Source organism: Rhizobium leguminosarum (assembly GCF_010668065.1).
Lineage (GTDB): Bacteria > Pseudomonadota > Alphaproteobacteria > Rhizobiales > Rhizobiaceae > Rhizobium > Rhizobium leguminosarum_S.
Genome location: NZ_WUEN01000013.1, coordinates 133,617 through 159,321, shown reverse-complemented (window position 1 = coordinate 159,321; position 25,705 = coordinate 133,617). Strand labels below are relative to the sequence as shown.

Below are 25,705 nucleotides of genomic sequence, written 5' to 3'. Positions count from 1 at the left end.
CACATCATGAACATGTTGACGGAAGCTGCAGTTGAAAAGGCGCTGGATCACAAGATGAGCAACGTCCCGTATAAGATGATCGGAAAGGATGTCTCGGTTTACTACGGCGAGAAGCGCGCGCTTTTCGATGTGAACCTGAACGTCCGCGAGAATACCGTAACCGCCCTGATCGGCCCGTCCGGCTGCGGCAAGTCGACCTTCCTGCGGTGCCTCAACCGCATGAACGACACGATCGACGGCTGCCGCGTCACCGGCAAGATCACCCTCGACACCGACGATGTCTATGATCCCGATATCGACGTCGTCGAACTTCGCGCCCGCGTCGGCATGGTCTTCCAGAAGCCGAACCCGTTCCCGAAGACGATCTACGAAAACGTCTCCTACGGCCCGCGCATCCATGGCCTTGCCAAGTCGAAGGCCGACCTCGATCAGATCGTCGAGACCAGCCTGCAGCGCGCCGGTCTCTGGAACGAGGTCAAGGACCGCGTGCATGAATCCGGCACCGGCCTGTCCGGCGGCCAGCAGCAGCGCCTCTGCATCGCGCGTGCCGTCGCCGTCAGCCCGGAAGTCATCCTGATGGACGAACCCTGCTCGGCGCTCGACCCGATCGCCACCGCCAAGGTCGAGGAGCTGATCCACGAGCTGCGCGAGAACTACACGATCGTCATCGTCACCCACTCCATGCAGCAGGCCGCGCGTGTTTCGCAGCGCACCGCTATGTTCCACCTCGGCAATCTGGTCGAGGAGAACGACACCGACAAGATGTTCACCAATCCCGACGATCCGCGTACCCAGGACTACATCATGGGTCGCTTCGGTTGATTTTGGCGACACCAAGCCTTCCCGTTATTCGAGGATAAAGCCCCATGGCATCGACACATATTTTTTCTGCCTATGATGATGATCTGAAGTTCCTGTCCAGGCGGATTTCCGAAATGGGCGGCCTGGCCGAGCAGATGGTCGGCGAATCCGTGCGCGCCCTCGTCAACGGCGATACCGCGCTGGCGCAGAAGGTCATCTCGGACGATGTGATCCTCGATCACGCCGAACGCGAAATCGGCGACAAGGCGATCGTTACCATCGCCCGCCGTCAGCCGATGGCCTCGGATCTGCGTGAAATCATGGGTTCGATCCGTATCGCCGCCGATCTCGAACGCGTCGGCGACCTCGGCAAGAACACCGCCAAGCGCGTCATCGCCGTCCAAAGCACCGGCGTTCCCCGCAAGCTTGCCCGCGGCCTCGAGCATCTGTCCGAGCTGGCGCTCGTCCAGCTCAAGGAAGTGCTCGATGTCTACACCAATCGTTCAGCCGACAAGGCGAATGCGATCCGTGAACGCGACAACGAGATCGACGCGATGTACACCTCGTTGTTCCGCGAGCTCCTGACCTACATGATGGAAGATCCGCGCAATATCACCAGCTGCACGCATCTTCTCTTCTGCGCCAAGAATATCGAGCGCATCGGCGACCATGCCACCAACATCGCCGAGACGATCTTTTACATGGCGACAGGCGCGCAGCCGGAAGGCGATCGTCCGAAGGATGACAGCGCCAACACCGTCGGCGCGGTCACGGAATAACCGCCCGCACAGTCAATTGCGTGCGCGCCCGTCCGGGCGCGCAAAGAGGTCGCAGCCAATTTTTGAATTTGCGCAGGATGCATTGCTTAAATCACCCTGGTTTAAGGATCATGCGCGAGGAGACCGACACGCATGATCCCGAGAGTTGCAGTTGTTGAAGACGAGGAAGCCCTCAGCGTGCTTCTTCGCTACAATCTCGAAGCGGAAGGCTTCGAGGTCGATACCATCCTTCGTGGCGACGAAGCCGAAATGCGGCTTCAGGAGCGCACGCCCGATCTTCTCATCCTCGATTGGATGCTGCCGGGCGTCTCCGGCATCGAGCTCTGCCGGCGCCTGCGCATGCGGCCGGAAACCGAGCGCCTGCCGATCATCATGCTGACGGCGCGCGGCGAGGAGAGCGAGCGCGTCCGTGGATTGTCGACGGGCGCCGACGATTATGTCGTCAAGCCCTTCTCGACCCCCGAACTCGTTGCCCGCGTCAAGGCGATGCTGCGCCGCGCCCGTCCCGAGGTGCTGTCGACGGTGCTGAAATGCGGCGATATCGAGCTCGACCGCGAAACCCATCGCGTCCATCGCAAGAGCCGCGAAGTCCGCCTCGGCCCCACCGAATTCCGCCTGCTGGAATTCCTGATGTCGTCGCCGGGCCGGGTCTTCTCCCGCTCGCAGCTTCTGGATGGCGTCTGGGGCCACGATATCTATGTCGACGAGCGAACCGTCGACGTCCATGTCGGCCGCCTGCGCAAGGCGCTGAATTTTTCCAACATGCAGGACGTCATCCGCACCGTCCGCGGCGCCGGTTATTCGATGGAAGCCTGAGGGCTTCCATCTGAGCCTGCTGGCAAAGTCGGCCGACGGCTTTTTCGTCATGCGTGGGCTTGTCCCGCTACTGTCCGGTTCGTGGCGATGGACTGCCCCTCATCCGGCTGCCGCCACCTTCTCCCCGTAAACGGGGCGAAGGGGATATGCCGCGACCTCTCCGTTCCCCACAACCTCTTGCAGGGCACGTCCCCTCGCCCCGTTTACGGGGAGAGGGTTAGGGTGAGGGGCAGCCGTCCCGCAATGAGCGCTCCCATCCGCGCGTAAAAAAACGGGCCACTCGGCCCGTTTTCTGCATTCTAACGATGGTTGCCCGCGTTCAGCTGGCCCGCGCTGCCGCCCGGCGGCGTTCGTTGACCGGTTGGTAGGCGAGCTTCTGGTGATAGCTGCAATAAGGCGAATTGTCGGGGGACTCGCAGCCGCAGAAATGGAAGTCGTCCTTCAGCGGATCGCCGACCGGCCACTTGCAGGTGCGCTCGGTCAGTTCCGTCAGGCCGAGGCGGCGCGAAATCGGCACCACCACGTTGCCTCTCGGCACGTATTCCATTTCCTCGATCGTTTCGATCTCGATCTCTTCCTTCAGCATCGTCGCGCCCTGCTGGCGGGTAACGGTGCGGGTGGTGATGCGAGAGGCGAAGTTCGGCGCGCGCGGCGCCGATGTATTGCGCTTCGGCGTTCGCGCCGCGGTGTTGGTGCCGCCGGCCTTGGCACGGCCGGGAAGGCACAGCCGGTGCACTTTGCCGATGACCGCGTTTCGGCTGACACCGCCAAGTTGTGCCGCGATCTGGCTCGCGCTCAGTCCTTCGGCCCAAAGTTTCTTGAGTTTCTCGACCCGCTCGTCTGTCCAGTTCATGCCCTGTCTCCACCTTTTGCGTTGGTGATGGCAGAATCCCTCACCGTTGTCCCGGGAGCTCCGAAACAAGAAACGCTTGATCAATTTTGGTGACTAGTTCCGCCGCATGCAGTCTAGTAATTGATCTTTAACCTAGTGTGAGCCTGACTCCGTGACAAGAGTCGCATGAATCCGGATGAATCGAATTCGTAGTTTTCCCCAACTTGCTGCCTCTGCGTGTCATTTCTGCAATAATGCCTGTTGAAGACTGAAAATGCCGCTGTACACCTGTGCTGCATACGCTAAGGGCGCCGTTTTGTTGACATTGCAGCGCGAAAAGGAAATAGTGCCACTCGCCGCCGCAAGGCGGCATTTTTGATTTTTCGGGCCTGGTTTCCTTAGCCGGAGTCATTGCCCGGCAACTTTGATGGAGATCGCGCCATGGCTGAAGCCGCGCCGCTTTATGACACCTATTCTCGTGCCCCGCTGCGGTTCGAGCGAGGCGAGGGCGTATGGCTGATCACCGAAACTGGCGAGCGATATCTCGATTTCGGCGCCGGCGTCGCCGTCACCTCCGTCGGCCACAGCAATCCGCATGTGGTCGGCGCACTGAAGGAGCAGGCCGACAAGGTCTGGCACCTGTCGAATATCTATGAGATCCCCGGCCAGGAGCGCCTGGCAAAACGGCTGACGGACGCCACCTTCGCCGACAAGGTGTTCTTCACCAATTCGGGCGCCGAGGCGCTCGAATGCGCGATCAAGACGGCGCGCCGCTACCAGTTTTCCAAGGGCCATCCCGAGCGCTTCCATATCATCACCTTCGAAGGCGCCTTCCACGGACGGACGCTGGCGACGATCGCCGCCGGCGGCCAGGAGAAATATCTCGAAGGCTTCGGCCCCAAGGCGCCGGGTTTCGATCAGGTGGCTTTCGGCGATATCGAAGCTGTCCGCGCCGCGATCACCGAGGCGACGGCCGCCATCCTCATCGAGCCGGTGCAGGGCGAGGGCGGTGTGCGTCCTGCCACACCTGAGTTCATGAAGGCGCTTCGCCAGCTCTGCGACGAGAACGGCCTGCTGTTGATCCTCGACGAGGTCCAGACCGGCGTCGGCCGCACCGGCAAGCTCTTCGCCCATGAATGGTCGGGCATCACCCCCGATATCATGGCGGTCGCCAAGGGCATCGGCGGCGGTTTCCCGCTCGGCGCCTGCCTTGCCACATCAGAGGCCGCCTCCGGCATGAAGGCCGGCACCCATGGTTCGACCTATGGCGGCAATCCGCTTGCCATGGCCGTCGGCGGCGCCGTGCTCGACATCATCCTGGCTGATGGCTTCCTCCAGCAGGTGCGCGATGTCGCGCTTGTCTTCCGCCAGGGTCTCGCCTCACTGAAGGATCGTTATCCCGATGTGATCGAGGACGTGCGCGGCGAGGGCCTTTTGCTCGGCATCAAGGCTGCCGTTCCCTCAGCCGAACTGCTGCAGGCGATCCGCGCCGCCCATCTGCTCGGCGTGCCTGCCGGCGACAATGTCATCCGCCTTCTTCCGCCGCTCGTGGTCACCGCCGAGGAAGCCCGCGAGGGCCTTGCCCGCGTCGAACGCGCCGCCGAGAGCATTCGCGCCTCCAAGGTCAAGAAGACGGCTTGAAGAGATTGCCGCCTTCGGGCGCAGCACAGGTAAGAAGACGATATGAGCCCTAAACATTTCCTCGATCTTTCGGCAGTCACATCAGCCGATCTCAGAACCATCATGAACGATGCGCTTTCCCGCAAGCAGGCCTTCAAGGCGGGCCAGGGCGACAAGCCGCTCGCCGGCAAGATGCTGGCGATGATCTTCGAGAAGCCGTCGACGCGCACCCGCGTCTCCTTCGACGTCGGCATGCGCCAGCTCGGCGGCGAAACGCTGTTCCTGTCCGGCACCGAGATGCAGCTCGGCCGCGCCGAGACGATCGGCGACACCGCCAAGGTGCTGTCGCGTTATGTCGATGCGATCATGATCCGCACCACCGAGCATTCGCGGCTGGTCGAGCTGGCCCAGCATGCGACCGTGCCTGTCATCAATGCGCTGACGGATGACACCCATCCCTGCCAGATCATGGCCGATATCATGACCTTCGAAGAGCACCGCGGCCCGATCAAGGGCAAGACCATCGCCTGGACCGGCGACGGCAACAATGTGCTGCATTCGCTGGTCGAGGGTGCCGCTCGCTTCGGCTACCGCATGAACATGGCCGTCCCCCTTGGCTCGGAGCCCAAGGATCACTATCTGAACTGGGCCCGCAATGAGGGCGCCGAAATCATGCTCTGCCATGATGCCGACCGTGCGGTCGCCGGCGTCGATTGCGTGGTGACCGATACCTGGGTCTCCATGAATCAGGAACATCGGGCCCGGGGTCACAATGTCTTCCAGCCTTATCAGGTCAACGCGGCCTTGATGGCCAAAGCCGGCAATGATGCATTGTTCATGCATTGCCTGCCCGCTCATCGCGGTGAGGAAGTGACAGACGAAGTGATCGACGGTCCGCAATCCGTGGTCTTCGATGAAGCGGAAAACCGTCTTCATGCGCAGAAGTCGATTCTTGCTTGGTGCCTGGGCGCGATCTGAACCATAATCGGACGTCGCGAGAGACAGACTCGCGACCGCGTGAGCGAAGGGCACGCTGGCCCATCGCTCTGAAACTAGGAGTTAAAAGCCATGGCAGAAGCTGCAGCCGCCCTCGGCCAGTTTGATTTCGCCGGCGATGACCATGTCGTCCCCTTCCAGGTGGAAGGGCTGGATGTGCGCGGCCGCGCCGTTCAACTCGGCCCGATGCTCGATGCGATCCTCGAGCGTCATCATTATCCCGCACCCGTTGCCCGGCTGCTTGCCGAAGTCGTCGTGCTGACGGTGCTGCTCGGCACCTCGCTGAAGTTCGACGGCAAGTTCACGGTGCAGACCAAGGGCGACGGCCCGGTCGATCTTCTCGTCGCCGATTTCTCGACGCCGGAAAATGTCCGCGCCTATGCCCGTTTCGATCAGGCGCTGCTCAACAAGGCGATCGAGTCAGGCGAAACCGAGCCGGAGCAATTGCTCGGCAAGGGCATTCTCGCCTTCACTATCGACCAGGGCAAGTTCAGCCAGCCCTACCAGGGCATCGTTCCGCTCGACGGCACCACGCTGGAAGATATTGCCGGCGTCTATTTCCGCCAGTCGGAGCAGATCCCGACGCGCGTCCGTCTTGCCGCGGCCGAACTCTTCGATCGTGACGATGCCGGCAAGCCGCGCCATCGCTGGCGGGCCGGCGGCCTCGTCGCCCAGTTCCTGCCGGAAGCGCCGGAGCGCATGCGCCAGCCGGATCTCCACGGCGGCGACGGCGACACCGGCAGCAGCCCGCATGGCGAGGACGATGCCTGGGCCGAAGCGCGTTCGCTGGTCGAGACCATCGACGCCGATGAACTCACCGATCCGCTTGTTGGAACCGAGCGGCTGCTGTTCCGCCTGTTCCACGAGCGCGGCGTGCGCGTCTACGAACCGCGCGCGGTTTTCGACCGCTGCAGCTGCTCGCGGGACAAGATCAAGGGCGTGCTCAAGGGCTTTTCGGCCGAGGAGATCGAGGCCAGCCAGGAAAACGGCGAAATCGCCGTGACCTGCGAATTCTGCTCGACCACCTACCACTTCGAGCCGGCCGAGCTTCAGCAGGCCGAATAGGCGCGGTTAAGGACACGCACAGCGAACAATAAAAGATTAGCGATGATGCAGCACGGTGACTCGACTTCGCGTAGTCACTGTGCACCTATTCTGTTTCATTGGTTCTGGCCTAAGAAAGCGGATGGGGCGTTGATGCGACTTTTGTTTTTTGTACTCGCGCTCATAGCTGCGATGCCACCAGTGAGCTTGGCTGATGACCAGACAGTCCCATGGAAAGAGGTCGGGGGCTGGAGGGTGGCTGTCGACCCGACTTTAGACAATGGCTGTTTTGTTCTGACTTCCTTTGATGACGACACCATTTTTCGTCTTGGCTTCAATTTCCGCAAAAAGGACAACCCTCTTTACATTCTGCTCGGAAACCCAAACTGGAAATCCTTGGAGAAAGGTAAGCATTATCCCATCGAACTCTCGTTCGACCAGTCTAAACGGACGGCTGATGCGAGAGGTCTGGATCTCGATGGCCTCAAATCATTATGGATTGATTTCGAGGATCCCGACTTGATTGAGGAGTTCGCGGGTAAACTGAGTTTCCGCGCCAGCTTTGGAGGAAAGCAGATTGTGGCTCTCGGTTTGAAAGATTCCGCCAGTGCAGCGGATGAGTTGCTCGCCTGCCAAAAGGCGGTAAACGATGCGGTCGCAAAACATCCGGCGCCGCCACAATCAAAAGATCCGTTCGAAGCAAAGCCAGGCACCCAGGCCTCGGATCCTTTTGACCTTTAGTAGATTGATGACTGGGCAAGCCCGAGGATCTACGACCGAGGGTACGGCGTCCATGTTGGTACTGACTGGAAGGCTGCAGCCGGCCGGATCCACGCGCCGTGCTTGCACTGACGAAACGACCGCGAACCTACGCTCTCAATTGAGCACCCGCAGCAGCCCAGGCGAATCCAGCGAGAAGGCGGGGATGTCGACGTCGAACATCTCGCCTTCGTCCGTTTCCATCTGGTAATGGCCGAACATCAGCCCTGAGGGCGTGTCGAGCGGGCAGCCGGAGGAATATTCGTAGGTGTCGCCGGGGCTGAGCCGCGGCTGTTCGCCGACGACGCCGGGGCCAGTCACCTCGTCCACCTGGCCGTTCTGATCGGTGATGTTCCAGTAACGGTTGACCAGCCGAACGGCTATGCCGGAATTGTTGCTGATGACAATCCGGTAACCCCAGACATAGCGATCGTCTTCCGGATCGGATTGCTCCTCCAGATAGAACGGCTCGACGACTACTTCGATCTCTCTTGTGAGGGCGCGATACATGCCTTGCACCTTAGTCAAGATATGTTACCCGTATCTTATAAGAGGCCCTGTCCGTCAAGAAACGGAACAATTATCATCGCTGAAATGGCTGTGATCCGAGGGGTTTTCGATCGTTAAGCCTAATTGTCAGTGTTAATTCCGTTTCGGAACGCCGCGGCGAGCGAACTTGTTCCCCCCGGTCTCACCTTGGTGAGATCCGGCCGAACCCGGGTGGGGTCCGGCCGCTCTGGCTGTCGATCAGGCCGAGACCTTGGCAAGTGCCCGCGCGAAATCCTCGATCAGGTCGTCGGTATCCTCGATGCCGGCCGAAAGGCGGACCGTACCAGGCGAGATGCCGAGTTCGGCGCGTGCCTCTTCCGTCAGGTTCTTGTGCGTCGTCGTTGCCGGATGGGTGATCAGGCTCTTGCTGTCGCCGAGATTGTTGGAGATCTTGATGATCTCGAGCGCGTTCTGCAGCGCAAAGGCCGCATCCTTGCCGCCCTTCAGCTCGAAGCAGACCAGCGTCGAGCCGCCGGTCATCTGCTTGGCGATGATATCGGCCTGCGGATGGTCCTTGCGGCCCGGATAGATCACCTTGGCGATCTTGCCTTGCTCGACCAGGAAATCGGCGATCTTTGCCGCATTCTCGGTCTGCTGGCGCACGCGCAGCGGCAGCGTCTCGATGCCCTTCAACAGCGTCCAGGCATTGAACGGCGACATGGCCGGGCCGGTATGGCGGAAATAGTCGTGCAGGTTCTCGTCGATCCATTCCTTGTCGGAAAGAACGACACCGCCGAGGCAGCGGCCCTGGCCGTCAATATGCTTGGTGGCGGAATAGACGACGATATGGGCGCCGAGCTCCAACGGCTTCTGGAACAGCGGCGTGGCGAAGACGTTGTCGACGACGACCTTGGCGCCGATCTGGTTGGCGAGCTTGGCGACGCCTGCAATATCGATCACTTCGAGCGTCGGGTTGGTCGGGCTTTCCAGGAAGAACACCTTGGTCTTCGGCGTGATCGCCTTTTCCCAATTCGCCAGATCCCGGCCGTCGATCAGCGTGCAGTCGATGCCGTATTTCGGCGCCAGCGTCTCGACGACCCAGCGGCAGGAGCCGAACAGGGCGCGCGCGGCGACGATATGATCGCCTGATTTCAGCTGGCAGAGGATCGCCGCGGTGACGGCAGCCATGCCGGAAGCCGTGGCGCGGGCGTCTTCAGCGCCTTCGAGCATGCACATGCGCTTTTCGAACATGTCGTTGGTGGGGCTGCCGTAGCGGGCGTAGATGAAGCCCTCCGTCTCGCCCTTGAAGCGGGCTTCGGCCGCCTCCGACGTCTCATAGACGAAGCCTTGGGTGAGATAGATTGCCTCGGACGTCTCGCCATATTGCGAACGCAGCGTGCCACCGTGGACGAGTTGGGTTGCCGGGCGCCAGGTCTTGCTCATGCCATCACCTTCACATAACAAAAAAACCGGTCGCAAAAGCAGACCGGTTTCAACCCGGTCTTTTTAGCCACTTGTTTAACGTGGCTGCAAGCCGACCGGCCAAATCACCACGGGATAATTCTGCAATACTGCTGTTAGCTGCTTGCGTCAATTCCCCGAGTTTGGTTTTGTCGGCGGCAAATGATGGATGAGGCATGATGGCTCGCGAAACGGGAATTCTGGCGGATCGCGCGATCTCCGCGCTGTTCGAAACGGGGCGTCTGATCTCCGAGCGGGAGCTGGACCGCGACCAGATCCAGCCGGCAAGCCTCGACCTGCGCTTGGGCGGCAAGGCTTTTCGCGTGCGCGCCAGCTTCATGCCAGGCCCCTCGCATCTGGTGTCCGACAAGCTCGACCGGCTGAGCCTGCACGTGATCGACCTGTCCGAAGGCGCGGTGCTCGAAACCGGCTGCGTCTACATCGTGCCGCTGATGGAGAGCTTAGCGCTGCCGGTCGACATGTCGGCCTCGGCCAACCCGAAGAGCTCGACCGGGCGCCTCGATATCTTCACCCGCGTCATCACCGATTACGCCCAGGAATTCGACAAGATCCCGGCAGGCTATGCCGGCCCGCTCTATCTCGAAATCAGCCCGCGCACCTTCCCGATCGTCGTGCGCCGCGGCTCGCGCCTGTCGCAGATCCGTTTCCGCGTCGGCCAGGCCCTGCTCGGCGAGCCGGAACTTTTGAAGCTGCACGAGAGCGAGACGCTGGTCGCCAGCAAGCTGCCGAACGTATCAGGCGGCGGCATCGCCCTGTCGATCGACCTTGCCGGAGACAAGGACGGCCTGATCGGTTATCGCGGCAAACATCACACTGCCGTCGTCGACGTCGACAAGAAGGCCGAGCACGACCTCTTCGATTTCTGGGAACCGCTCCACAGCCGCGGCCGCAACGAGCTGATCCTCGATCCCGATGAGTTCTATATCCTCGTCTCGCGCGAGGCGGTGCACGTGCCGCCGGATTACGCAGCCGAGATGACCCCGTTCGATCCGCTGGTCGGCGAATTCCGCGTTCATTATGCCGGCTTCTTCGATCCGGGCTTCGGCCATGCGCCTGCCGGCGGGCGCGGCAGCCGTGCCGTGCTCGAAGTGCGCAGCCACGAGGTGCCCTTCATCCTCGAAGACGGCCAGATCGTCGGCCGCCTCGTCTACGAACATATGCAGGAAAAGCCCGCCAGCCTCTACGGCTCCGGCCTCGGCTCCAACTACCAGGCCCAGGGCCTCAAACTCTCGAAGCACTTCCGCATCTGAGCCTTCCCGGCGGCCGCGACTTGACAGCGGCCCCCATCTGTTGGAAATCTCGCTTCATCGCGGGTGTAGCTCAATGGTAGAGCAGCAGCTTCCCAAGCTGAATACGAGGGTTCGATTCCCTTCACCCGCTCCAGCTGCCCCGGCCGTCCGTTCGCCGCCTTTTGAAGGCGCTTCGTGATCTTTTATGAAAAGGGTTGCGCGCAGGCATCGGCTCCTACAAGGATACAGATGGCGCCTCGGCCGCGCGCAACCCCTAGCTTCGCCTTTATTTGGTCTTACTGACGCTCGTCTCAATTCCCCCCAATTGAGACCTCACGTAGTCGCCGTGGCGAAGCTTTGCGAATTCGTCGGTGGCTTGTGCCGGTGCGCTCTTGAAAACGTACCATTCACCGTCCGGTTCGCGTTTCTGATAGATCAGGCCGCCCTTCTTGCGGTGGCTGAAGCAGGTGATTGCCGTCGCCGTTCCGGTCTTGGCGTGCCAGTCGGCGTTGAAGCAGAGTTTACCCGACTCCGTGATGAACCAGCGGCCCATGCCGAAGGATGGCGAGCCATTTTCCCGCGACCAGGCGGTAAAGCGACGCGCCTTTGCGGAGAAGTAGCCGGCGCCGGCTTTCCACATCCAGGAATTCTGGTTGTAGAGCCGATAGATTTCCGCGCTGCTCATCGGCTTTGCGGTCTCGATCCCCGCAGGCTCATTGGTTCCGGCAGCGGACGCGGCCGTGGCGATACCGCCGGTCAGGACCACGGTCAGGAGCATTTTTTGAAGCATGGACATGTTCAGGTTCCTTCTTGTTCAATTGATGCTTTCGCGGACGACCCGCCAGTCGGGGCGGCCATAGCCGTCCGGCCACGGATAGACTTCACGGTCGTTGAAGTAGACAACGGCGCTGAGGGCCGGGAACTGGGGATAGCGTTTCGTTACGCTCTCAGCCCAGTTTCGCACGAAGGAATCGCCGCCTTCGTAGCCGAGTTCGGCAACCATGATGGGCTTGCCGTAACCAGCGACACGGGCGTATCCGGGCGCAAGATGTTCGGCAAACGTCTGGTCACGGCCAGTCTTGTCCCTGTCGTATTGCTCCAGGCCAAAGACCGAGAGCCCGATGAGATCGACGACATCGTTGCCGGGATAAAAGGCTTGAAGCCCCTCATTGCCCTTCGGTGACCACATGTATTTGGCCGTCTTCAGGTGGACCTTGCAGACCTCCACCATCCGGCGATAGGCCTTGGCATAATCGTCGCCCTGCCAATGCGACCAGGAGAACTGGCTGTCGGTTTCGTCCATTTCCTGTCCCCAGCGAATGATGACCGGACTTTTCAGCTTGGCAGCAGTCGAGCAGACGGCGGCCATGTTCGCATCACGCGAACCGTCCAGGATGCTGTGCAGCAGTTCCTGCGAGGTTTGGCGCGAACCGGTCGACCAGGTCCAGGGCTCGACCGAGATCAGCAGGGTGCGGCCACGCGCTTGCGCATAATCGTCGGCGAGGGCGAGCGTGCGCAGATCGACATCTTCCCAGGGCAGGAAGAGGTGTTCGATCTTCGAATCGGACGAGGCGCCCAAATCTCCGTGCGGATCATAGGCGCCGAACGTGATCGACTCCTTCGTGACGACCGGCATTTTGTTCGGCGGCGCAATGGACGATGTCGTCATTGCAAGTGGCTGCCCTTCGGCAACGCTGCCCAGAGCGGTCGGCAGGACCGCGACTCCCGACAGCAACAGGCCGGTTAACGACAACAGGGCTATTTTGGATGGGCTATGCATTGTGTATTTCCTCCACGCTCGGCCGCACATCCGGGTGAGCGGCATCCGTTCTCAGTTGGATCTCCTCCGGATCGGAAATCCATCGTGGTTTAAAGAAGATCGTGCGCAGGGCGGTCCCGCCCCGGCCTGCACCGGAGGCGGCGTAGCGCTCTTCGAACAGCTGAAGGCGGCCGCTGCCCCAGGCGAGTGCCTCGGTCGCATCCTTTCCGCGCATGATGGTTGCAGCCCCCGGCAACGCGACAAGCGCAAGAAGCACGGTCGCCATCGCCGGACGGTAGAAACGCGGGGCCGCCGCAACAGTATTTTCCTTCGAATGACGCCCGACGATGACCAACAGCAGCGCGCAGTAGATTGCCGCGTTCAGGATGGTAAAGAAGTAACCACCCTTGGAGGCGCCGGCATCGCCGATTGCCAGGGCAGGCAATACCGCCATGAGCGCCAGCACAGCGTAGGGCGCCAGGACACGCACCGGCAGCAGATCGACTTCGGACCGGCCTTTCGGCGTGACGCGGAAATCGACGAAGGAGCCTGTTACAAAATCGTGCACCGCAGCCAGCGTGCCGGCGAGCGCCCAGGGCCAGCGGGCGAAGAGAAAGAGCATGCATTCCCAGCTCAGGATCTTGGCGTCGTAGGGGCGGAACGAGCTGCTGGCGCGCCAGCGATAAGCCATCACCACGAGAGCGATAGAAAGCGGTGCGAAATGCGCCAGGAAATCGGGATAGGTCACCGTCACGAAATTCTGGCCGCGCACGAGCGCGATGATCGGCAACGCAAACATGAGCAACATAAAGAACGCAAAAAGCGGATACCAGAGTTGCGAAAAGAGGAACTGGAACTTGAGCCGGGCCGGCAGCCGGCCGACGAGGCTCGGCGAGTACCGCAACAGCACCATGACCAGGCTGCGCGACCACTGGAATTCCTGCGTCACGAGATCGCTGAAGGTTCTGGGGCCGTCACCGTGGGCGATGGCATCCAGCGCATGCACACCCCCCCAGCCGCCGGCATTCATCATCAATGTCGTCGAATGGTCTTCAGCCAACTCCGGACCGAGGCCGCCGATCTGTTTGAGGGCGACGGTACGTACCGCGTAATGCGACCCTATGCACATCGGCGCCAGGCCGCCATTGTAACCGGCTTGGAGCGAGCCATGCATGCTGGCCTCGGCATAGAGCCTTCCACGTGCCGACCAGCTTTCGGAAGCGTTCTTGTCGCAAATGCTGGGGGCCGAGACATAGCCGACCTTTGGATCGGCGAACGGACGCAGCATGTGGAAGAGATAGTCGGGCGCGGGAACATGATCCGCATCGAGTTGCGCCACGAAATCGTAGCGGCTGTAGCCGTAGTGGTCGTAGAAGAAGGCGAGGTTGCCTTCCTTGCACCGCGTGCGTCGGGGCCACGACGTCCGATGATAATCGGATCGCCCCTTGCGGGTCGAGACGAAGACCCCGTGCTCGGAGCACCAGTCGAGAGTCTCGGGGGAAGGGTCTTCGTCGGCAAGCCAGGTGTCGTGTTCCACCTCCTGGGCAAGCATTGCCAGCAGGGTTTCACGGACGACCGAGAAGGGTTCCGCCGGCGCCTTGGTCACGACCATGGCCACTCGACTGCCCGCCGGCAGGCGCAAGGGACCGTTCGGTCTTGCCGCCCGATAGAAAACGACGATGAAATAGGCCGGCAGAGCGGTAACCCAGGCAAGAACGAGGCTCACCGTAATTGTGCCGAAAGCATCGACGTGATGGCGCGGCTCCAGCCACCAGATCCAGAAATAGGCGAAGGCGCAGGCCCATACGGCCGCCAAGAACAGATATTCGGCCCGCCGATGTCCGGTCAGAACCGGGACAAGAAGCGGCTCATGGGAAGGTTCCGGAGCATGCGTCGCTTGGGTAATCGCAAGTTCGGTCACGCGCGCGCCTCCAGTCCGAAGAACGGAGCCGCCGTCCGCACGATGGTTTCGAGGTCGGAATATCGAGGCTGGAAGCAGAGCGTCTCGCGGGCCAGGCTGGCGTCGGCGTAGAGGCTGGGCGGATCGCCAGGCCGGCGTGGATGGATGACGACCGGGACTTCGCACCCGGTCGTTTCCTGGATCACGCGCAGGACGTCCCTGATGGAAAAACCCCGACCGGTGCCGAGATTGACAGCGAGGTTTGCTCCGCCTTTGGCGAGATGGGTGAAGGCCTGAACATGGGCGCGTGCGAGATCTGCGACGTGAATATAGTCCCTTATGCAGGTGCCGTCAGGGGTATCGTAATCATCGCCGAATATCTCCAGGTGCGGAATCCGGCCGGCCGCGGCCAGCAGCGCCCGCGGAATGAGATGGGTTTCCGGAACGTGCCATTCGCCAAGCTCGCCGTCCGGATCGGCTCCACAGGCATTGAAGTAACGCAGGGCAACATACCGCAGGCCGTAGGCCGCCGCATAATCGGCGAGTATGTGCTCGAAGATCAGCTTGGTCTTGCCGTAGGGATTGATCGGAGCCTTCGGCAATGTCTCATCGATCGGCAGCACGGAAGGGACGCCGTAGACGGCACAGCTCGATGAGAAGATGACGTTCTGAAGCCCCGTCTGCCGGCAGGCATCGATAAGCGACAATGCACCGCAGACATTGTTATTGTAATATTTCGCCGGGTTTTCCACGGACTCGCCCACGTAGGCCGAGGCGGCAAAGTGGATGACGGCGTCGGGAGCATATTTCTCGATGACCTCGATCAGGCATGACGAGTCGAGGACGTCACCTTCGACGAAAGGCCCCCAGCGCACGGACGAACGGTTTCCGGTCGTGAGATTGTCGTAGACGACAGGCTCAATCCCCTCCGAGCGGAGGAGCTTGGCGGTGTGGCTGCCGATATAGCCGGCACCGCCCGTGACCAAGACCCGGGGCGCATCCATCAGACCGCCTCCAGCTCGCGTGCCGGACGGGTGAGAAGGCCATCGAAATAGTCGATCGTCTGACGCAGGCCGCTCGACAAGTCGATCTTCGGCCGCCAGTCGAGTTCCTGCATGGCAAGCGAAATATCGGGGCGACGCTGACGGGGATCGTCAACCGGCAAAGCGCGATGGATGATTTGCGACCGGGAACCGGTCAATCCGATCACCTGCTCGGCCAGCTCCCGGATCGTGAATTCGCCCGGATTGCCGAGATTGACCGGCCCCGTCAGCGACGACGGTGAGGCCATCATGCGGACCATGCCGCCGATGAGATCATCGACGAAACAGAACGAGCGGGTCTGGGAACCGTCGCCATATATGGTGATGTCTTGCCCCGTCAGGGCCTGAACGATGAAATTCGAGACGACGCGGCCGTCGTCCGGACGCATCCGCGGGCCGTAGGTGTTGAAGATGCGGATGATCTTGATCTCGACGCCGTGCGTGTTGTGGAAATCGAAGAACAGCGTCTCGGCGCACCGCTTGCCCTCGTCATAGCAGGAGCGCGGCCCGAACGAATTGACGTTGCCCCAGTAGCTTTCGACCTGCGGGTGGACGTTCGGGTCGCCGTAGACTTCCGATGTGGATGCCTGAAGGATGCGTGCGCCGGTGCGCGCGGCCAGCTCCAGAAGGTTGAGGGAGCCCAGCACGCAGGTCTTTGTCGTATGGATCGGATCGGCCTGATAATGCGGGGGCGATGCCGGGCAGGCGAGGTTATAGATCTCGTCGACTTCCAGATCGAGCGGGTGGACGATATCGTGGGCGATGACATTGAAGCGATCGACTCGCTTCAGATGGGTGATATTGCGCCGCATGCCGGTGGAAAAGTTGTCGAGGCAGATCACCTGGTGTCCGGCGGCCAAAAGCGTCTCGCACAGATGCGATCCGAGGAAGCCTGCACCGCCGGTGACAAGAACTCTCTTGGGAGCGCGATGTATTCCGGATGGACAATTTGCATCACGAGCCGAAGCTTGTACGGAGCGCGCACGAATCTTACCAAGATAGTTCACGACTACCTCCCGTGTTTTCAGAGTTTGCTATGGGATATTCGATATTTACTTCGACATATCGCGAAACCAAGTCGTTCGATCATGCGAATATTTTATTCGTCCGGTTTTTCTTTTGGAATGAACCGATGCTTATTTAGATACAGCTAAGAAAGGCGGTTGTCGTTATCCTCACGTCCTGGAAATTATCGCTCCGTACATTTCAGAGCGAAAAGGAATATGATAAACAACTTATGGAAGAGACTCTTCGGGTGCTTCCGCTTTTTCAGACGGAGTTCTGCGGAGATTTCAGCCGCAAAAACAATTGCTTTTCTCAATTTCCATGGCTCGGGTCGGGTTATGCGCTGGAGGAATTGGATGGCTACAGGGTCTGAATCCGACGATGATCCTGCCGCGGAACAGGAACGGCCGGCGCATATGGAGCGGCGGCGCTGGCCGCGTGAACCGGCCATGCGCAAGGAACGCCCACCCCATGCCTCCCCTGCACTCGAGCCGCTGCGATTCTCGACGCAGGACCTGCCACCGGCAGAACAGTTCCAGGCCTGGCGGGCACATATGGCGCCGCTCGTGGATGTTCATCTGCCGGAGGGAAAATCACCCGAAGACGGATTCCTCGCGGAGCAGACCGGCTGGCATCTCGGCGATATCCTGATCGTCCAGCAGCGCGCGCATGCCCACAGATATATCCGCGATCAGGCCATGCTTCGATCGAGCCCCATCGACCATTGGAACGTCTGCCTGCAGCGCAGCGGCCAGGCCTGGACCGAGGTCAACCGTCGTGTCACCGAGACCGCTGCCGGCGAGATATTTTTCATGTCTCTCGGCAGCCCCTATCGCGGACGGACGACCGATACCGAAGCTTTGCTCGTGTTCCTGCCGTATGAGCTGCTGGCTCGCGATGCGAGCCTTCTCCAGAGCGCCGGCAACACGGTTCTTTCGGGCAGCCACGCCGAGTTGCTCACGGGCTATCTCACGGGCCTCGAAACGAACCTCGGCAATCTGACGATAGAGGAAGTGCCCCGGATCATCCAAACCATCGGCGATATGGTCGTTGCGGGCGCCGCATCGTCCACAAGGACTGATACCGGTCAAAACCAGACCAACATGGGACTGATGGAGCGGGCGCACCGCTACATTCACGTCAATCTCCATTCGGAAAACTTGACACCGGACGTGATGTGCCGCGCGTTGGGGATTTCGCGAACGCGGCTTTACCAGCTGTTTGAGGCGAGTGGAGGCGTGCTCAATTATATTCGCAAGCGGCGATTGCTGCAGGCCTATGCGGATCTCAGCAATTCGGCCGACCACAGGCCGATTTCAGAAATCGCAGAAGCCGCCGGTTTCGAGGTCGCCGCCAATTTTACGCGGGCCTTCATCCACGAATTCGGGCTGAGCCCGCGTGAAATCCGAAGGACGATGGCAACCCAACAGCGGCCGGCTCCGGCTATCCGCTCCACGCGGCGTTACGGAAAAACGATCGGCGATTGGCTGGCCCTGACGGGTTGATCCGGCTCGGGCTGAAATCCAGACTCGAAGTCCGTTAAGCGGCGATCGACGCGCTTGCCGAAGACACAGCGGACTTGATCCACACCCATGGACCTCCGTTCGCAATTGAGGGAATATTTCCCTTCACCCGCTCCATCTCCCGCAAACCACGCCGACCAAGCCTAATCCCCGAAGAACCGGATCGGCTTATATTGCCGATGCGCGATGATCAGGCTCCGGTCGGGCTGGATGATGTAGGTTTCCTCCACCTGCCGGCCGTATTGGTCGATGAAATCATGCGGAAAGGCGGAGCCGGGGGGTGATTTGGTGAGTTTGGTGCGCGGCTGGCCACTATAGGTGATGCTGCCGGGGATGGGTTCGAGGCCCGGTCCGCTATAGCTGACAGTGTTGCATCCCGCCAGAACGAGCGTGCCGACGAGACCGATGATTGCAGCTTTCATGTCCATCCCTCCCAATGCCTGAATAATATCACTCTACGCCTCACCGGCTAGAGTTCACGACACGAATGCCCATGCCGCGCTTCAATCCTTCGGGAAGCGTCGCCGGGGGCGCCGTGATCGAGCGGCCGGCGGGACGCGACATCCACCTGTTGATATTAGGGTGAAAATCCGGATCCTCCAGCCGCGATGACGCATCCATTGCCGAAACCGGTGCCGTCTGCTAGATCGGCATCGTCGAAAAAGGCAGGATCGGTTGAGGTAAGCCCGATCCCTTCCGTTGGAGCGTCAAGCGCTCTGGCGAAGCTCTGCTCCGTGCCATGGCACGAGAACCCGCGACGTGATCCGCATGAACATGCGGGATCCCGGCGGCGTGCGGAGACGGCAAAATGGCAGTCCCGGGATTTTTTCGAACGGAGACTGTCATGCACTTGAACCATCTCGATTTCCACGTTCCCGATATTGCTGCCACGGCGGATTTCTTCATCCGCCATTTCGGCCTGAAGCTTAAGGATATGCGCGGTCAGAACGGCCTGGCGATCCTGGAAGACGATGCCGGCCTCGAAATCATCCTCAGCCACGCAATCGCAAAATTCGGCACCGCCGATCAGGTGGAGATGGGTCGCCAGACCTATCACATCGGCTTCATCCTGCCTGAAAGGGCGGATGTCGATGCGGTCCATGCCGGGCTTGCTGCTGCCGGTGCTGATCTGTCTGGCCCGCCAGCCGTCATGCGCGGCGGTTGGCTGTTTTATTGCACGGCGCCCGGAAACATCCTCGTCGAGATCGGTTGGCGGCCGGAATAAGTCGGATACGAGGTTCCACAGAGAGAAAGGGCGGCTACCGGTTTGCGCCGAAGGCAGCCCCTCACCCTAACCCTCTCCCCGTTCTGACGGGGCGAGGGGACGTGCCAAACGCAACGTTGAGATTGAGGAGGCCGGTGCGGCATATCCCTTCTCCCCGCGTGCGGGGAGAAGGTGGCGGCAGCCGGATGAGGGGCAAGCCTCAAGCGGCTCAGAATTCCGTCCAGTCGGGATCCTGGCTTGACGATGTGCTGCTGCCGGCGCCGAAGGCGTTGGCGATCTTCTGGCCGAGCGCGCGGGCCGGCGAGGCGGCCGGGCGGGCGGTGCCTTCGCGGGCGACGCGGACCGGAGCTGCCCTGGCTGCCGGGCGGGCGGCAGCGCGTGGTGCTGTGGCGATTGGCGCACTAGTGGTGAAGCCGCCGGTGCCGGTCAGCCTGAATTGGCCGAGCAGGTTGTTGAGTGCTGCCGCTTCGGTGGCCAGGTTGTGGCTGGCGGCAGTGGATTCCTCGACCATCGCCGCATTCTGCTGCGTGCCCTGATCCATGGTGTTGACGGCGGTGTTGATCTCCTGCAGTCCGATCGACTGTTCGCGGGAGGCCTCGGCGATCGCGTGGACGTGCTGGTTGATCTCCTGCACCTCTTGGACGATCGAATCGAGCGCCTTGCCGGTCTCTCCGACCAGCGAGACGCCGGTCTGCACATGCGAGCCGGAGGTGCTGATCAGCGCCTTGATCTCCTTGGCGGCCTTCGCCGAGCGCTGGGCAAGTTCGCGCACTTCCTGGGCGACGACCGCAAAGCCCTTGCCGGCATCGCCGGCGCGGGCGGCTTCGACGCCGGCGTTCAGAGCCAAAAGGTTGGTCTGGAAGGCGATGTCGTCGATGACGCCGATGATGTTGGAGATTTCACCTGACGACTTCTCGATCTGCTGCATGGCGGAGACGGCCTTGCGGACGACCTCGCCTGATTTTTCGGCACCGAGGCGGGTGCGGGCGACGAGCTGGCTTGCCTCCTCGGCCCGCTTGGCGGCATCGCGCACAGTCGTGGTGATCTCCTCGAGCGCTGCTGCCGTTTCTTCGACAGAGGCCGATTGCTGTTCAGTCCGCTGGGAAAGCTGGTCCGCGGAGGAACGAATCTCGTTGGCGCCGGCGCCGATCGCCCGGGCATTGGCGCCGACCGTATGCAGGGTTTCGTTGAGCTTCTCGACCGAGTTGTTGAAATCCTCACGCAGCGCATCGAGATGCGCGACGAAGGGCTCGGCGATATGCGAGGCGAGATCGCCGGCGGCAAGGCGGCGCAGGCCGTCGCCGAGTGCGGTGACGGCGCGATCGAGTTCGGATGCTTCGCGGGCCTTCTGCGCCTCGCGGTCGCGGCGCTCGCTGTCGCTGACGTCGCGGTCTGCTTCGGCGCGCGCTTCGATCCGGGCCCGCTCGATCGCATTGTCGCGGAAGACCGAAACGGCCTTTGCCATCTGGCCGACTTCGTCGCCGCGGTCGAGGCCGCTGACATCGCTTGTCGTATCGCCCTCGGCAAGCCGCGTCATGCGCTGACGCAGCTGCATCATCGGGCCGGCGATGCCTATCTGGGCCACGACCACGCTGAAGCCGACGGCAGCGAGAACGGCGATGCCGATCAGAACGAGACAGAAGACGATCCGTTCGTTGACGGAAGCCGAGAGCGCGTCGCCGCCATCGTTGAGCATCGCCATCATCGCATCATTGTTGGCGATCATCTTCGGCGTCAGTGCATCGAGCTTGGCATTGATCAGGGCAACATTGGCCTGGGCGCCGGCGCCGTCCTTGGCTTTGCTCTGTTCGATGATCTTGTTCGCCAGCGTTTCGATCTCATCGATGCCCACCTGAATTTCATCGATCGCCGGCTTGCGGCTGGGCACCAGCGCCAGCGCCTGCTTCATGCGGTCACGCGCCTGTGGCAGTTTGCTCGGTATGGCGAGCGCCTTCTGGAATTCGGCCGTATCGGGCTTCATGTCGGCAAGCAGGCTTACCTGCAGCACCGAGGCCACCGCCGATGCGCTGGCGCGCGCGCTCAGCATCGAGGCCTGCGCCTCATGATCGATGAAGGCGCTGTAGGCGGCGTCCGCACGGCGGAACTCGGAAATGACGTAGATCAGCCCGGCCATCGTGATCAGCCCCAGGAGCGCCACCACCGATATGATTTTTGTGCGGATTTTCAGATGTTTCAGCATGGAAATGTCACCCGATTGACGGGGCGTGCTCGCGCGCCCGGTGCTTTTGAAATCAATTGTTGCAGAAAACGCTGCTTCAATATCGCGGATTGGGGATTACGTTTGGGCTGACGCTTGCATCATGCGATCGGCTGGCGGGGTCCGATGTCGTCGCAACAAATAAGAGGCGATATTCTTTAATTCCGCGCTAACACGAGGCGGCGGTTGGCTGTGATTTTTAGGGACTGAATTGTCGTCTCGGGTCTTGCGCTAAGGCTGTCCAGTCCGCGCTAATGGCTGCCCCTCACCCTAACCCTCTCCCCGTTCTGACGGGGAGAGGGGACGTGCCATGCGAGGGTCGGATGGGAGCCGAGAGGTCGCGGCATATCCCCTTCGCCCCGTTTACGGGGAGAAGGTGGCGGCAGCCGGATGAGGGGCTGGTTCTGAGATCTCCCGGGCCGGGGATGTCGCATGAAGGCTGCTCTTCGCACGGCAGCACGATCCGGCTCACTCCCACGCATATTCCCCGCCACGCATGACTCTGATACATCTCACCGACGCCGCACGCTTCGCGCTTAACCCAGAGACCAAGATCACGATGATGCAATCCAAGCTGGCATCCCTGACTCTGAAGGGTTTTTTCGCGTTCAGCCTGTTTCTCGGCGCGCTTTTTTCAAGTTTTGCCGCATCGGCCCAGCAGGCGGCGCCCTCGCTGCCGCTGCTCTTCGATGCACGCGAGCGTCTTGCCAGGCCCGATCTCTCCTCGCTGGTGCGCCTGCGCTTCCTGACCTCGGTCGATTTCCCGCCCTTCAATTTCACCGATCAGAACGGCAAGCTTTCCGGTTTCGATGTCGACCTCGCCCGCGAAATCTGCAGCGAGTTGGAAATATCCGATAAGTGCCAGATCCAGGCGATCCCCTTCGCCGACCTCAGGGATGCGCTTGCCGCCTCTCAGGGCGATGCCGTCATCGCCGGTCTTGCCGTGACCCCGGAGCTGCGCCGGCAATTCCTCTTCTCCAGACCCTATCTGATGCTGCCGGCGCGCTTCGTACGCAATCTCGGCGTGCCGCTCGACGGAAAGACCGCTGCCGCGCTTTCCAGCCATCCGGTCGGTGTCGTCAGGGGGACGGTGCATGAATCGATGTTGGCCGCCTTTTTCCCCACGCTCAAGGCCGAGCCGTTCGACACGAAGGACGCCCTGCTTGCGGCGCTCAAGGACCGCAAGGTCGATGCCGCCTTTGCCGATGCGCTGCAGCTTTCCTTCTGGGTCTCTTCGCCGGCCTCGGCAAAATGCTGCGCGCTGTTCGACGGCCCCTATCTCTCCGAGCATTTCCTCGGCGAGGGCATGACGATCATGCTGCGACAGAAGGACAGCGTGCTGACATCAGCCATCGACCACGCGCTCGCCACGCTGTCGCGCAACGGCCGCCTCCAGGAAATCTATCTGCGCTACTTTCCCTACGGGCTCTATTGAAGCCGCTTAAAAGACGCGGGACGCGCTTTAGTGTTTAGCCCCTGCGGAAGCGGGCAATCGCACTGCGCTCGATCGCCGCGCAGGTGAGCTTGTCGAGGCCGAGCCGATCGCGCAACAGGCTAAGCAGCCGCAACTCCTCCGCCTTGACCGAGAGATCGGCGGATGCCACCTCGACGGCCAGCGCATAGGCCGTGTCGTAGAGCTTTGCCGGCAGGGTATCGCGCACGGTTTCAAGAACGACGTCGAGGCCTTCCGGCCCGGCCAGCAGCGAGGCGCAGTCGCGCGCCACCGCAATCAGCTTGTCGTCGTCGAAATCCCGGAAAACCGGCAGGAATCCGATCAATTGGCCGATCCTTGTCATCTCTCTGTCGTTCATCGTGCTGTCGACGGCGGATGCCATCACCATCACGTAGATCAGCGCATCATGGGCAGAAAGCGGCTTGTTCATCTCTGATTCCTTTTTCGGTCAGCCCAGATTAGGAATTGGCGACAGCCATTACAAGGGATCGGCCCGATCCGGGGCCGTCCGACCGCTGTCGTAGCTGCCGGTTTAATTGCGGCGCGGATCGTCGCCGTAGAGGCCTTTTCCTGCCTGCCTGGCCTTTTCGGCGGCAGCCGTAAGCGGCGAACCCGCCGCTGGTTCCGCCCAGCCGTTTTCGGCGAGCCATAAGCCGAGATCCTCTGTGCCGAGCCGGCAGGCAGTCGTTACTGTTTCCTTCCATTCCACCGTCTCGAGATCGCAGCTGACGCTGCGGTTGCGCAACAGCAGGCGCAGCGCCGTCTTCGCCATCATGCCGCAGGGCCATTGCCGGCCCGCCGGCCCGCATATCCTGTCGACCGGCGTCGGCACGATGCCGGCAAGCTGAAGCCGACGCTCGCCAAAGGAAAGAATGCCGGCATTGTCGGCCATCGGCCGCGCCAACTCCACCGCCTTTTTCGCAGGTGGACTTGCCGTTTCCCCGGCCGGCGTCTCCGCTTGTTGCGCTACATCGGCCGGTTTGGGTGCCCCGCCGTCGCTTGGCGCCGGCCCCGACGCCGGAGAGGGCGGAGCCATAGGCTCCACTGAGCGAGCGATCATTTCGGCACGGTCGTCCGAGATTGTCGCACGTTCGCCGGCTTTGGGAGCAGCATCCGCCGGCGCGGTCGCTGTCTCCTCCGCGGACATCGTCTCTTCGCCGGCCGTGCCGCCGCCAAGCCTTGCTTCGCCCGCCATCAGCAGGCCGACCACCACTACCATCCCGGTGATACCTGTGAGGAAGGCGGCAGGGCGCATGGAATATCTTCCTATTGGCTGGCCCAGATGATCCGGGCGATCCAGGCGACGTCGGAAAGCTCAAGGGTGCGGTTGGGATGTTCGGGATTGAGAGACAGCAGCTCGATCGATCGCGGGCTCTGGCGCAGCAGCACCTTGGCCATCACCTCGCCCTCATTTGTGCGCACGACGACGCGGTCGTTGCGACGCACCTGGGCGCCTGGCTCGACGATCAGCACGTCGCCGTCGCGGTAGAGCGGCATCATGCTCTCGCCCTGCACCTCCAGCGCATAGACACCGGCCTTGTGCGACGGGGCTGCTGGAAAATCCACCACGTCCCAGCCCTGGCCGGCCGGAAAGCCGCCATCGTCGAAGAAACCGCCGGCGCCCGCCTGGGCGAAGCCGAGCAGCGGAATGGAGCCGCCTTGCGGCTGAAACGCGTTTTCCTGCTGCCTGGCCTGCTGCTCGGAGGGGCCGGCGTCGGCCCGCATGAAGGCCATAAACTGCTCCATGCTCGCCCCCGTGGCGTCGAGCACCTTGGCGATCGATTCCGTCGAGGGCCAGCGCAGCCGCCCGTCGGCGGAAAGCCGTTTCGATTTGTTGAAGGAGGTCGGGTCGAGGCCGGCGCGCCGCGCAAGACCGGACGGCGTCAGCTCGTGCCGTTCGGCAAGCCTGTCGAGCGCTTCCCAGATCTGGTTGTGTGACAGCATGCGCGATTCCGTCGCGGCTCATTCAACGCCGCGCTCCAACCCGGCGGAATATTAACCGACCGCGCCGCCTGAGTAAAGATAGAAGAGGAATAAAATCCTGTTATCGAATGCTCAGGCGACCATCGCCATATTGATCTTGCCGAGCTGGATGACGGCCTGCGTTCGGCTGTCGACGTCGAGTTTCAACAGGATCGCCGAGACATGCGCCTTGATCGTCGCCTCGGAGACGCCGAGTTCGTAGGCGATCTGCTTGTTCAGCAGCCCTTCGCCGAGCATGGTCAGCACCCGGCTCTGCTGCGGCGTCAGCGTATGCAGGCGGTGGATCAGGTCGGCGACATCGGGATCCTGCTCCTGGCCGTCGCGATAGCTCTCCGGCGTGGCGATGTCGCCGGCAAGCACCGTCTGGATGCTGCGGCGAATATCCTCGATGCCGGAGGATTTCGAAATGAAGCCGGAAGCACCGAGTTCCAGCGCCCGGCGGATGGTCGTCGCATCGTCGGTTGCCGAGACGATGACGATCGGCAGGCTGGCGAATTCGGAGCGCAATGCCATCAGGCCGGAAAAGCCACTGACGCCGGGCATGGCGAGATCGAGCAGCATCAGGTCGGCATCCGCATGGGCGCCGGCTGCCCGGCGCGCGGCAGCGAAATCGCCGGCCTCGACGATCGACTGCCGGCCTTCCATGCCGATCACCGCCTGGCGCAGCGCGTCACGGAAAAGCGGATGATCGTCCGCAATGATGATGGTCTGTTCCTGCATCGAAAACTCCCTCCCAAGAGCCCGATCAT

25 protein-coding genes, 1 tRNA gene and 1 riboswitch are annotated in these 25,705 nt (G+C 61.6%); of the genes, 12 read left to right on the top strand and 14 right to left on the bottom strand.

Going from position 1 to position 25,705, the window contains the following annotated elements; all coding sequences use genetic code 11:
* The first annotated feature begins 6 nt into the window (after positions 1–6).
* The 3 genes from pstB to phoB all read left to right on the top strand — a co-directional run bounded on the left by pstB (position 7) and on the right by phoB (position 2,396).
* Positions 7–822 carry a phosphate ABC transporter ATP-binding protein PstB gene (gene pstB / locus GR198_RS28460; RefSeq protein ID WP_003545178.1) on the top strand — a complete coding sequence of 272 codons (816 nt, stop codon included), beginning with the start codon at positions 7–9 and terminating at the stop codon, positions 820–822.
* Between the two features lie 44 nt (positions 823–866).
* A complete protein-coding gene (gene phoU, locus GR198_RS28455) occupies positions 867–1,580 on the top strand; it encodes a phosphate signaling complex protein PhoU (RefSeq protein WP_003545180.1) in 714 nt (237 codons plus the stop codon).
* Positions 1,581–1,712: 132 nt separating this feature from the next.
* Positions 1,713–2,396, top strand: coding sequence for a phosphate regulon transcriptional regulator PhoB (gene phoB, locus GR198_RS28450; protein WP_010068798.1), 684 nt, complete (start codon positions 1,713–1,715; stop codon positions 2,394–2,396).
* A gap of 319 nt (positions 2,397–2,715) precedes the next feature.
* On the opposite strand, the gene GR198_RS28445 is transcribed toward phoB, so the two are convergent.
* A complete protein-coding gene (locus tag GR198_RS28445; RefSeq protein ID WP_003545183.1) occupies positions 2,716–3,249 on the bottom strand; it encodes a GcrA family cell cycle regulator in 534 nt (177 codons plus the stop codon).
* A gap of 420 nt (positions 3,250–3,669) precedes the next feature.
* Here GR198_RS28445 and GR198_RS28440 point away from each other — a divergent pair, with 420 nt between their 5' ends.
* The 4 genes from GR198_RS28440 (at position 3,670) to GR198_RS28425 (ending at position 7,629) form a co-directional block, all read left to right on the top strand.
* On the top strand, positions 3,670–4,869 hold the full coding sequence (locus GR198_RS28440) for an aspartate aminotransferase family protein (protein WP_164069875.1): 1,200 nt from the start codon (positions 3,670–3,672) through the stop codon (positions 4,867–4,869).
* Between the two features lie 42 nt (positions 4,870–4,911).
* A complete protein-coding gene (argF, locus tag GR198_RS28435; protein ID WP_003545186.1) occupies positions 4,912–5,826 on the top strand; it encodes an ornithine carbamoyltransferase in 915 nt (304 codons plus the stop codon).
* A 90-nt stretch (positions 5,827–5,916) separates the two neighbouring features.
* Entirely contained in the window at positions 5,917–6,909 is a 993-nt protein-coding gene (locus GR198_RS28430) for an Hsp33 family molecular chaperone (RefSeq protein WP_164069874.1), read from the top strand.
* 132 nt (positions 6,910–7,041) lie between these two features.
* A complete protein-coding gene (locus tag GR198_RS28425) occupies positions 7,042–7,629 on the top strand; it encodes a hypothetical protein (RefSeq protein ID WP_029875426.1) in 588 nt (195 codons plus the stop codon).
* Positions 7,630–7,764: 135 nt separating this feature from the next.
* On the opposite strand, the gene apaG is transcribed toward GR198_RS28425, so the two are convergent.
* Together apaG and GR198_RS28415 are read right to left on the bottom strand one after the other, a co-directional pair.
* Positions 7,765–8,157: a Co2+/Mg2+ efflux protein ApaG gene (apaG, locus tag GR198_RS28420; protein WP_024321046.1), complete on the bottom strand. Its 393-nt coding sequence runs from the start codon at positions 8,155–8,157 to the stop codon at positions 7,765–7,767.
* 237 nt (positions 8,158–8,394) lie between these two features.
* Positions 8,395–9,579: an O-succinylhomoserine sulfhydrylase gene (locus tag GR198_RS28415; RefSeq protein ID WP_029875425.1), complete on the bottom strand. Its 1,185-nt coding sequence runs from the start codon at positions 9,577–9,579 to the stop codon at positions 8,395–8,397.
* 42 nt (positions 9,580–9,621) lie between these two features.
* Positions 9,622–9,700, bottom strand: a riboswitch (SAM riboswitch).
* 73 nt (positions 9,701–9,773) lie between these two features.
* Here GR198_RS28415 and GR198_RS28410 point away from each other — a divergent pair.
* Both GR198_RS28410 and GR198_RS28405 read left to right on the top strand, forming a co-directional pair.
* Entirely contained in the window at positions 9,774–10,868 is a 1,095-nt protein-coding gene (locus GR198_RS28410; RefSeq protein ID WP_003556209.1) for a 2'-deoxycytidine 5'-triphosphate deaminase, read from the top strand.
* Positions 10,869–10,927: 59 nt separating this feature from the next.
* Positions 10,928–11,001 (top strand) — tRNA-Gly (locus GR198_RS28405).
* 132 nt (positions 11,002–11,133) lie between these two features.
* Here GR198_RS28405 and GR198_RS28400 read toward each other — a convergent pair.
* From GR198_RS28400 to GR198_RS28380, 5 genes are read right to left on the bottom strand one after another with little or no spacing between them, the layout of a single operon-like run.
* Positions 11,134–11,643: a DUF995 domain-containing protein gene (locus GR198_RS28400; RefSeq protein ID WP_029875424.1), complete on the bottom strand. Its 510-nt coding sequence runs from the start codon at positions 11,641–11,643 to the stop codon at positions 11,134–11,136.
* A gap of 18 nt (positions 11,644–11,661) precedes the next feature.
* The gene (locus tag GR198_RS28395; RefSeq protein ID WP_032984825.1) at positions 11,662–12,600 is read right to left on the bottom strand and encodes a glycoside hydrolase family 26 protein; all 939 of its coding nucleotides are present in this window, start codon (positions 12,598–12,600) and stop codon (positions 11,662–11,664) included.
* Between the two features lie 19 nt (positions 12,601–12,619).
* Positions 12,620–14,527, bottom strand: a complete 1,908-nt coding sequence (locus GR198_RS28390) for a glycosyltransferase family 2 protein (RefSeq protein ID WP_029875422.1) — start codon at positions 14,525–14,527, stop codon at positions 12,620–12,622.
* Positions 14,524–15,510, bottom strand: coding sequence for a UDP-glucose 4-epimerase GalE (gene galE / locus GR198_RS28385; protein ID WP_164069873.1), 987 nt, complete (start codon positions 15,508–15,510; stop codon positions 14,524–14,526). Before galE ends, GR198_RS28390 begins: the two co-directional genes overlap by 4 nt.
* A complete protein-coding gene (locus tag GR198_RS28380) occupies positions 15,510–16,556 on the bottom strand; it encodes a UDP-glucuronic acid decarboxylase family protein (RefSeq protein ID WP_029875420.1) in 1,047 nt (348 codons plus the stop codon). Before GR198_RS28380 ends, galE begins: the two co-directional genes overlap by 1 nt.
* Positions 16,557–16,910: 354 nt before the next feature.
* Here GR198_RS28380 and GR198_RS28375 point away from each other — a divergent pair, with 354 nt between their 5' ends.
* Positions 16,911–18,059, top strand: a complete 1,149-nt coding sequence (locus GR198_RS28375; RefSeq protein WP_029875419.1) for a helix-turn-helix domain-containing protein — start codon at positions 16,911–16,913, stop codon at positions 18,057–18,059.
* Positions 18,060–18,220: 161 nt separating this feature from the next.
* Here the strand turns inward: GR198_RS28375 and GR198_RS28370 are convergent, their stop codons facing one another.
* Positions 18,221–18,499 (bottom strand): hypothetical protein, encoded by a 279-nt coding sequence (locus GR198_RS28370; protein WP_003545212.1) that lies wholly within the window; start codon positions 18,497–18,499, stop codon positions 18,221–18,223.
* Positions 18,500–18,921: 422 nt separating this feature from the next.
* Between GR198_RS28370 and GR198_RS28365 the strand changes: the two genes are divergently transcribed.
* A complete protein-coding gene (locus tag GR198_RS28365; RefSeq protein WP_029875418.1) occupies positions 18,922–19,302 on the top strand; it encodes a VOC family protein in 381 nt (126 codons plus the stop codon).
* 208 nt (positions 19,303–19,510) lie between these two features.
* Here GR198_RS28365 and GR198_RS28360 read toward each other — a convergent pair whose 3' ends face one another.
* Entirely contained in the window at positions 19,511–21,502 is a 1,992-nt protein-coding gene (locus GR198_RS28360; protein WP_029875417.1) for a methyl-accepting chemotaxis protein, read from the bottom strand.
* Positions 21,503–22,079: 577 nt separating this feature from the next.
* On the opposite strand from GR198_RS28360, the gene GR198_RS28355 reads away from it, so the two are divergent.
* Positions 22,080–22,955, top strand: coding sequence for a transporter substrate-binding domain-containing protein (locus tag GR198_RS28355; RefSeq protein ID WP_029875416.1), 876 nt, complete (start codon positions 22,080–22,082; stop codon positions 22,953–22,955).
* A 34-nt stretch (positions 22,956–22,989) separates the two neighbouring features.
* On the opposite strand, the gene GR198_RS28350 is transcribed toward GR198_RS28355, so the two are convergent.
* The 4 genes from GR198_RS28350 to GR198_RS28335 form a co-directional block, all read right to left on the bottom strand.
* Positions 22,990–23,403: a tellurite resistance TerB family protein gene (locus tag GR198_RS28350; protein WP_029875415.1), complete on the bottom strand. Its 414-nt coding sequence runs from the start codon at positions 23,401–23,403 to the stop codon at positions 22,990–22,992.
* Positions 23,404–23,505: 102 nt separating this feature from the next.
* Positions 23,506–24,228, bottom strand: a complete 723-nt coding sequence (locus tag GR198_RS28345) for a thermonuclease family protein (RefSeq protein ID WP_029875414.1) — start codon at positions 24,226–24,228, stop codon at positions 23,506–23,508.
* An 11-nt stretch (positions 24,229–24,239) separates the two neighbouring features.
* Positions 24,240–24,917 carry a S24 family peptidase gene (locus GR198_RS28340; protein ID WP_029875413.1) on the bottom strand — a complete coding sequence of 226 codons (678 nt, stop codon included), beginning with the start codon at positions 24,915–24,917 and terminating at the stop codon, positions 24,240–24,242.
* Positions 24,918–25,028: 111 nt separating this feature from the next.
* The gene (locus GR198_RS28335) at positions 25,029–25,676 is read right to left on the bottom strand and encodes a response regulator (RefSeq protein ID WP_003545225.1); all 648 of its coding nucleotides are present in this window, start codon (positions 25,674–25,676) and stop codon (positions 25,029–25,031) included.
* Positions 25,677–25,705 lie beyond the last annotated feature (29 nt).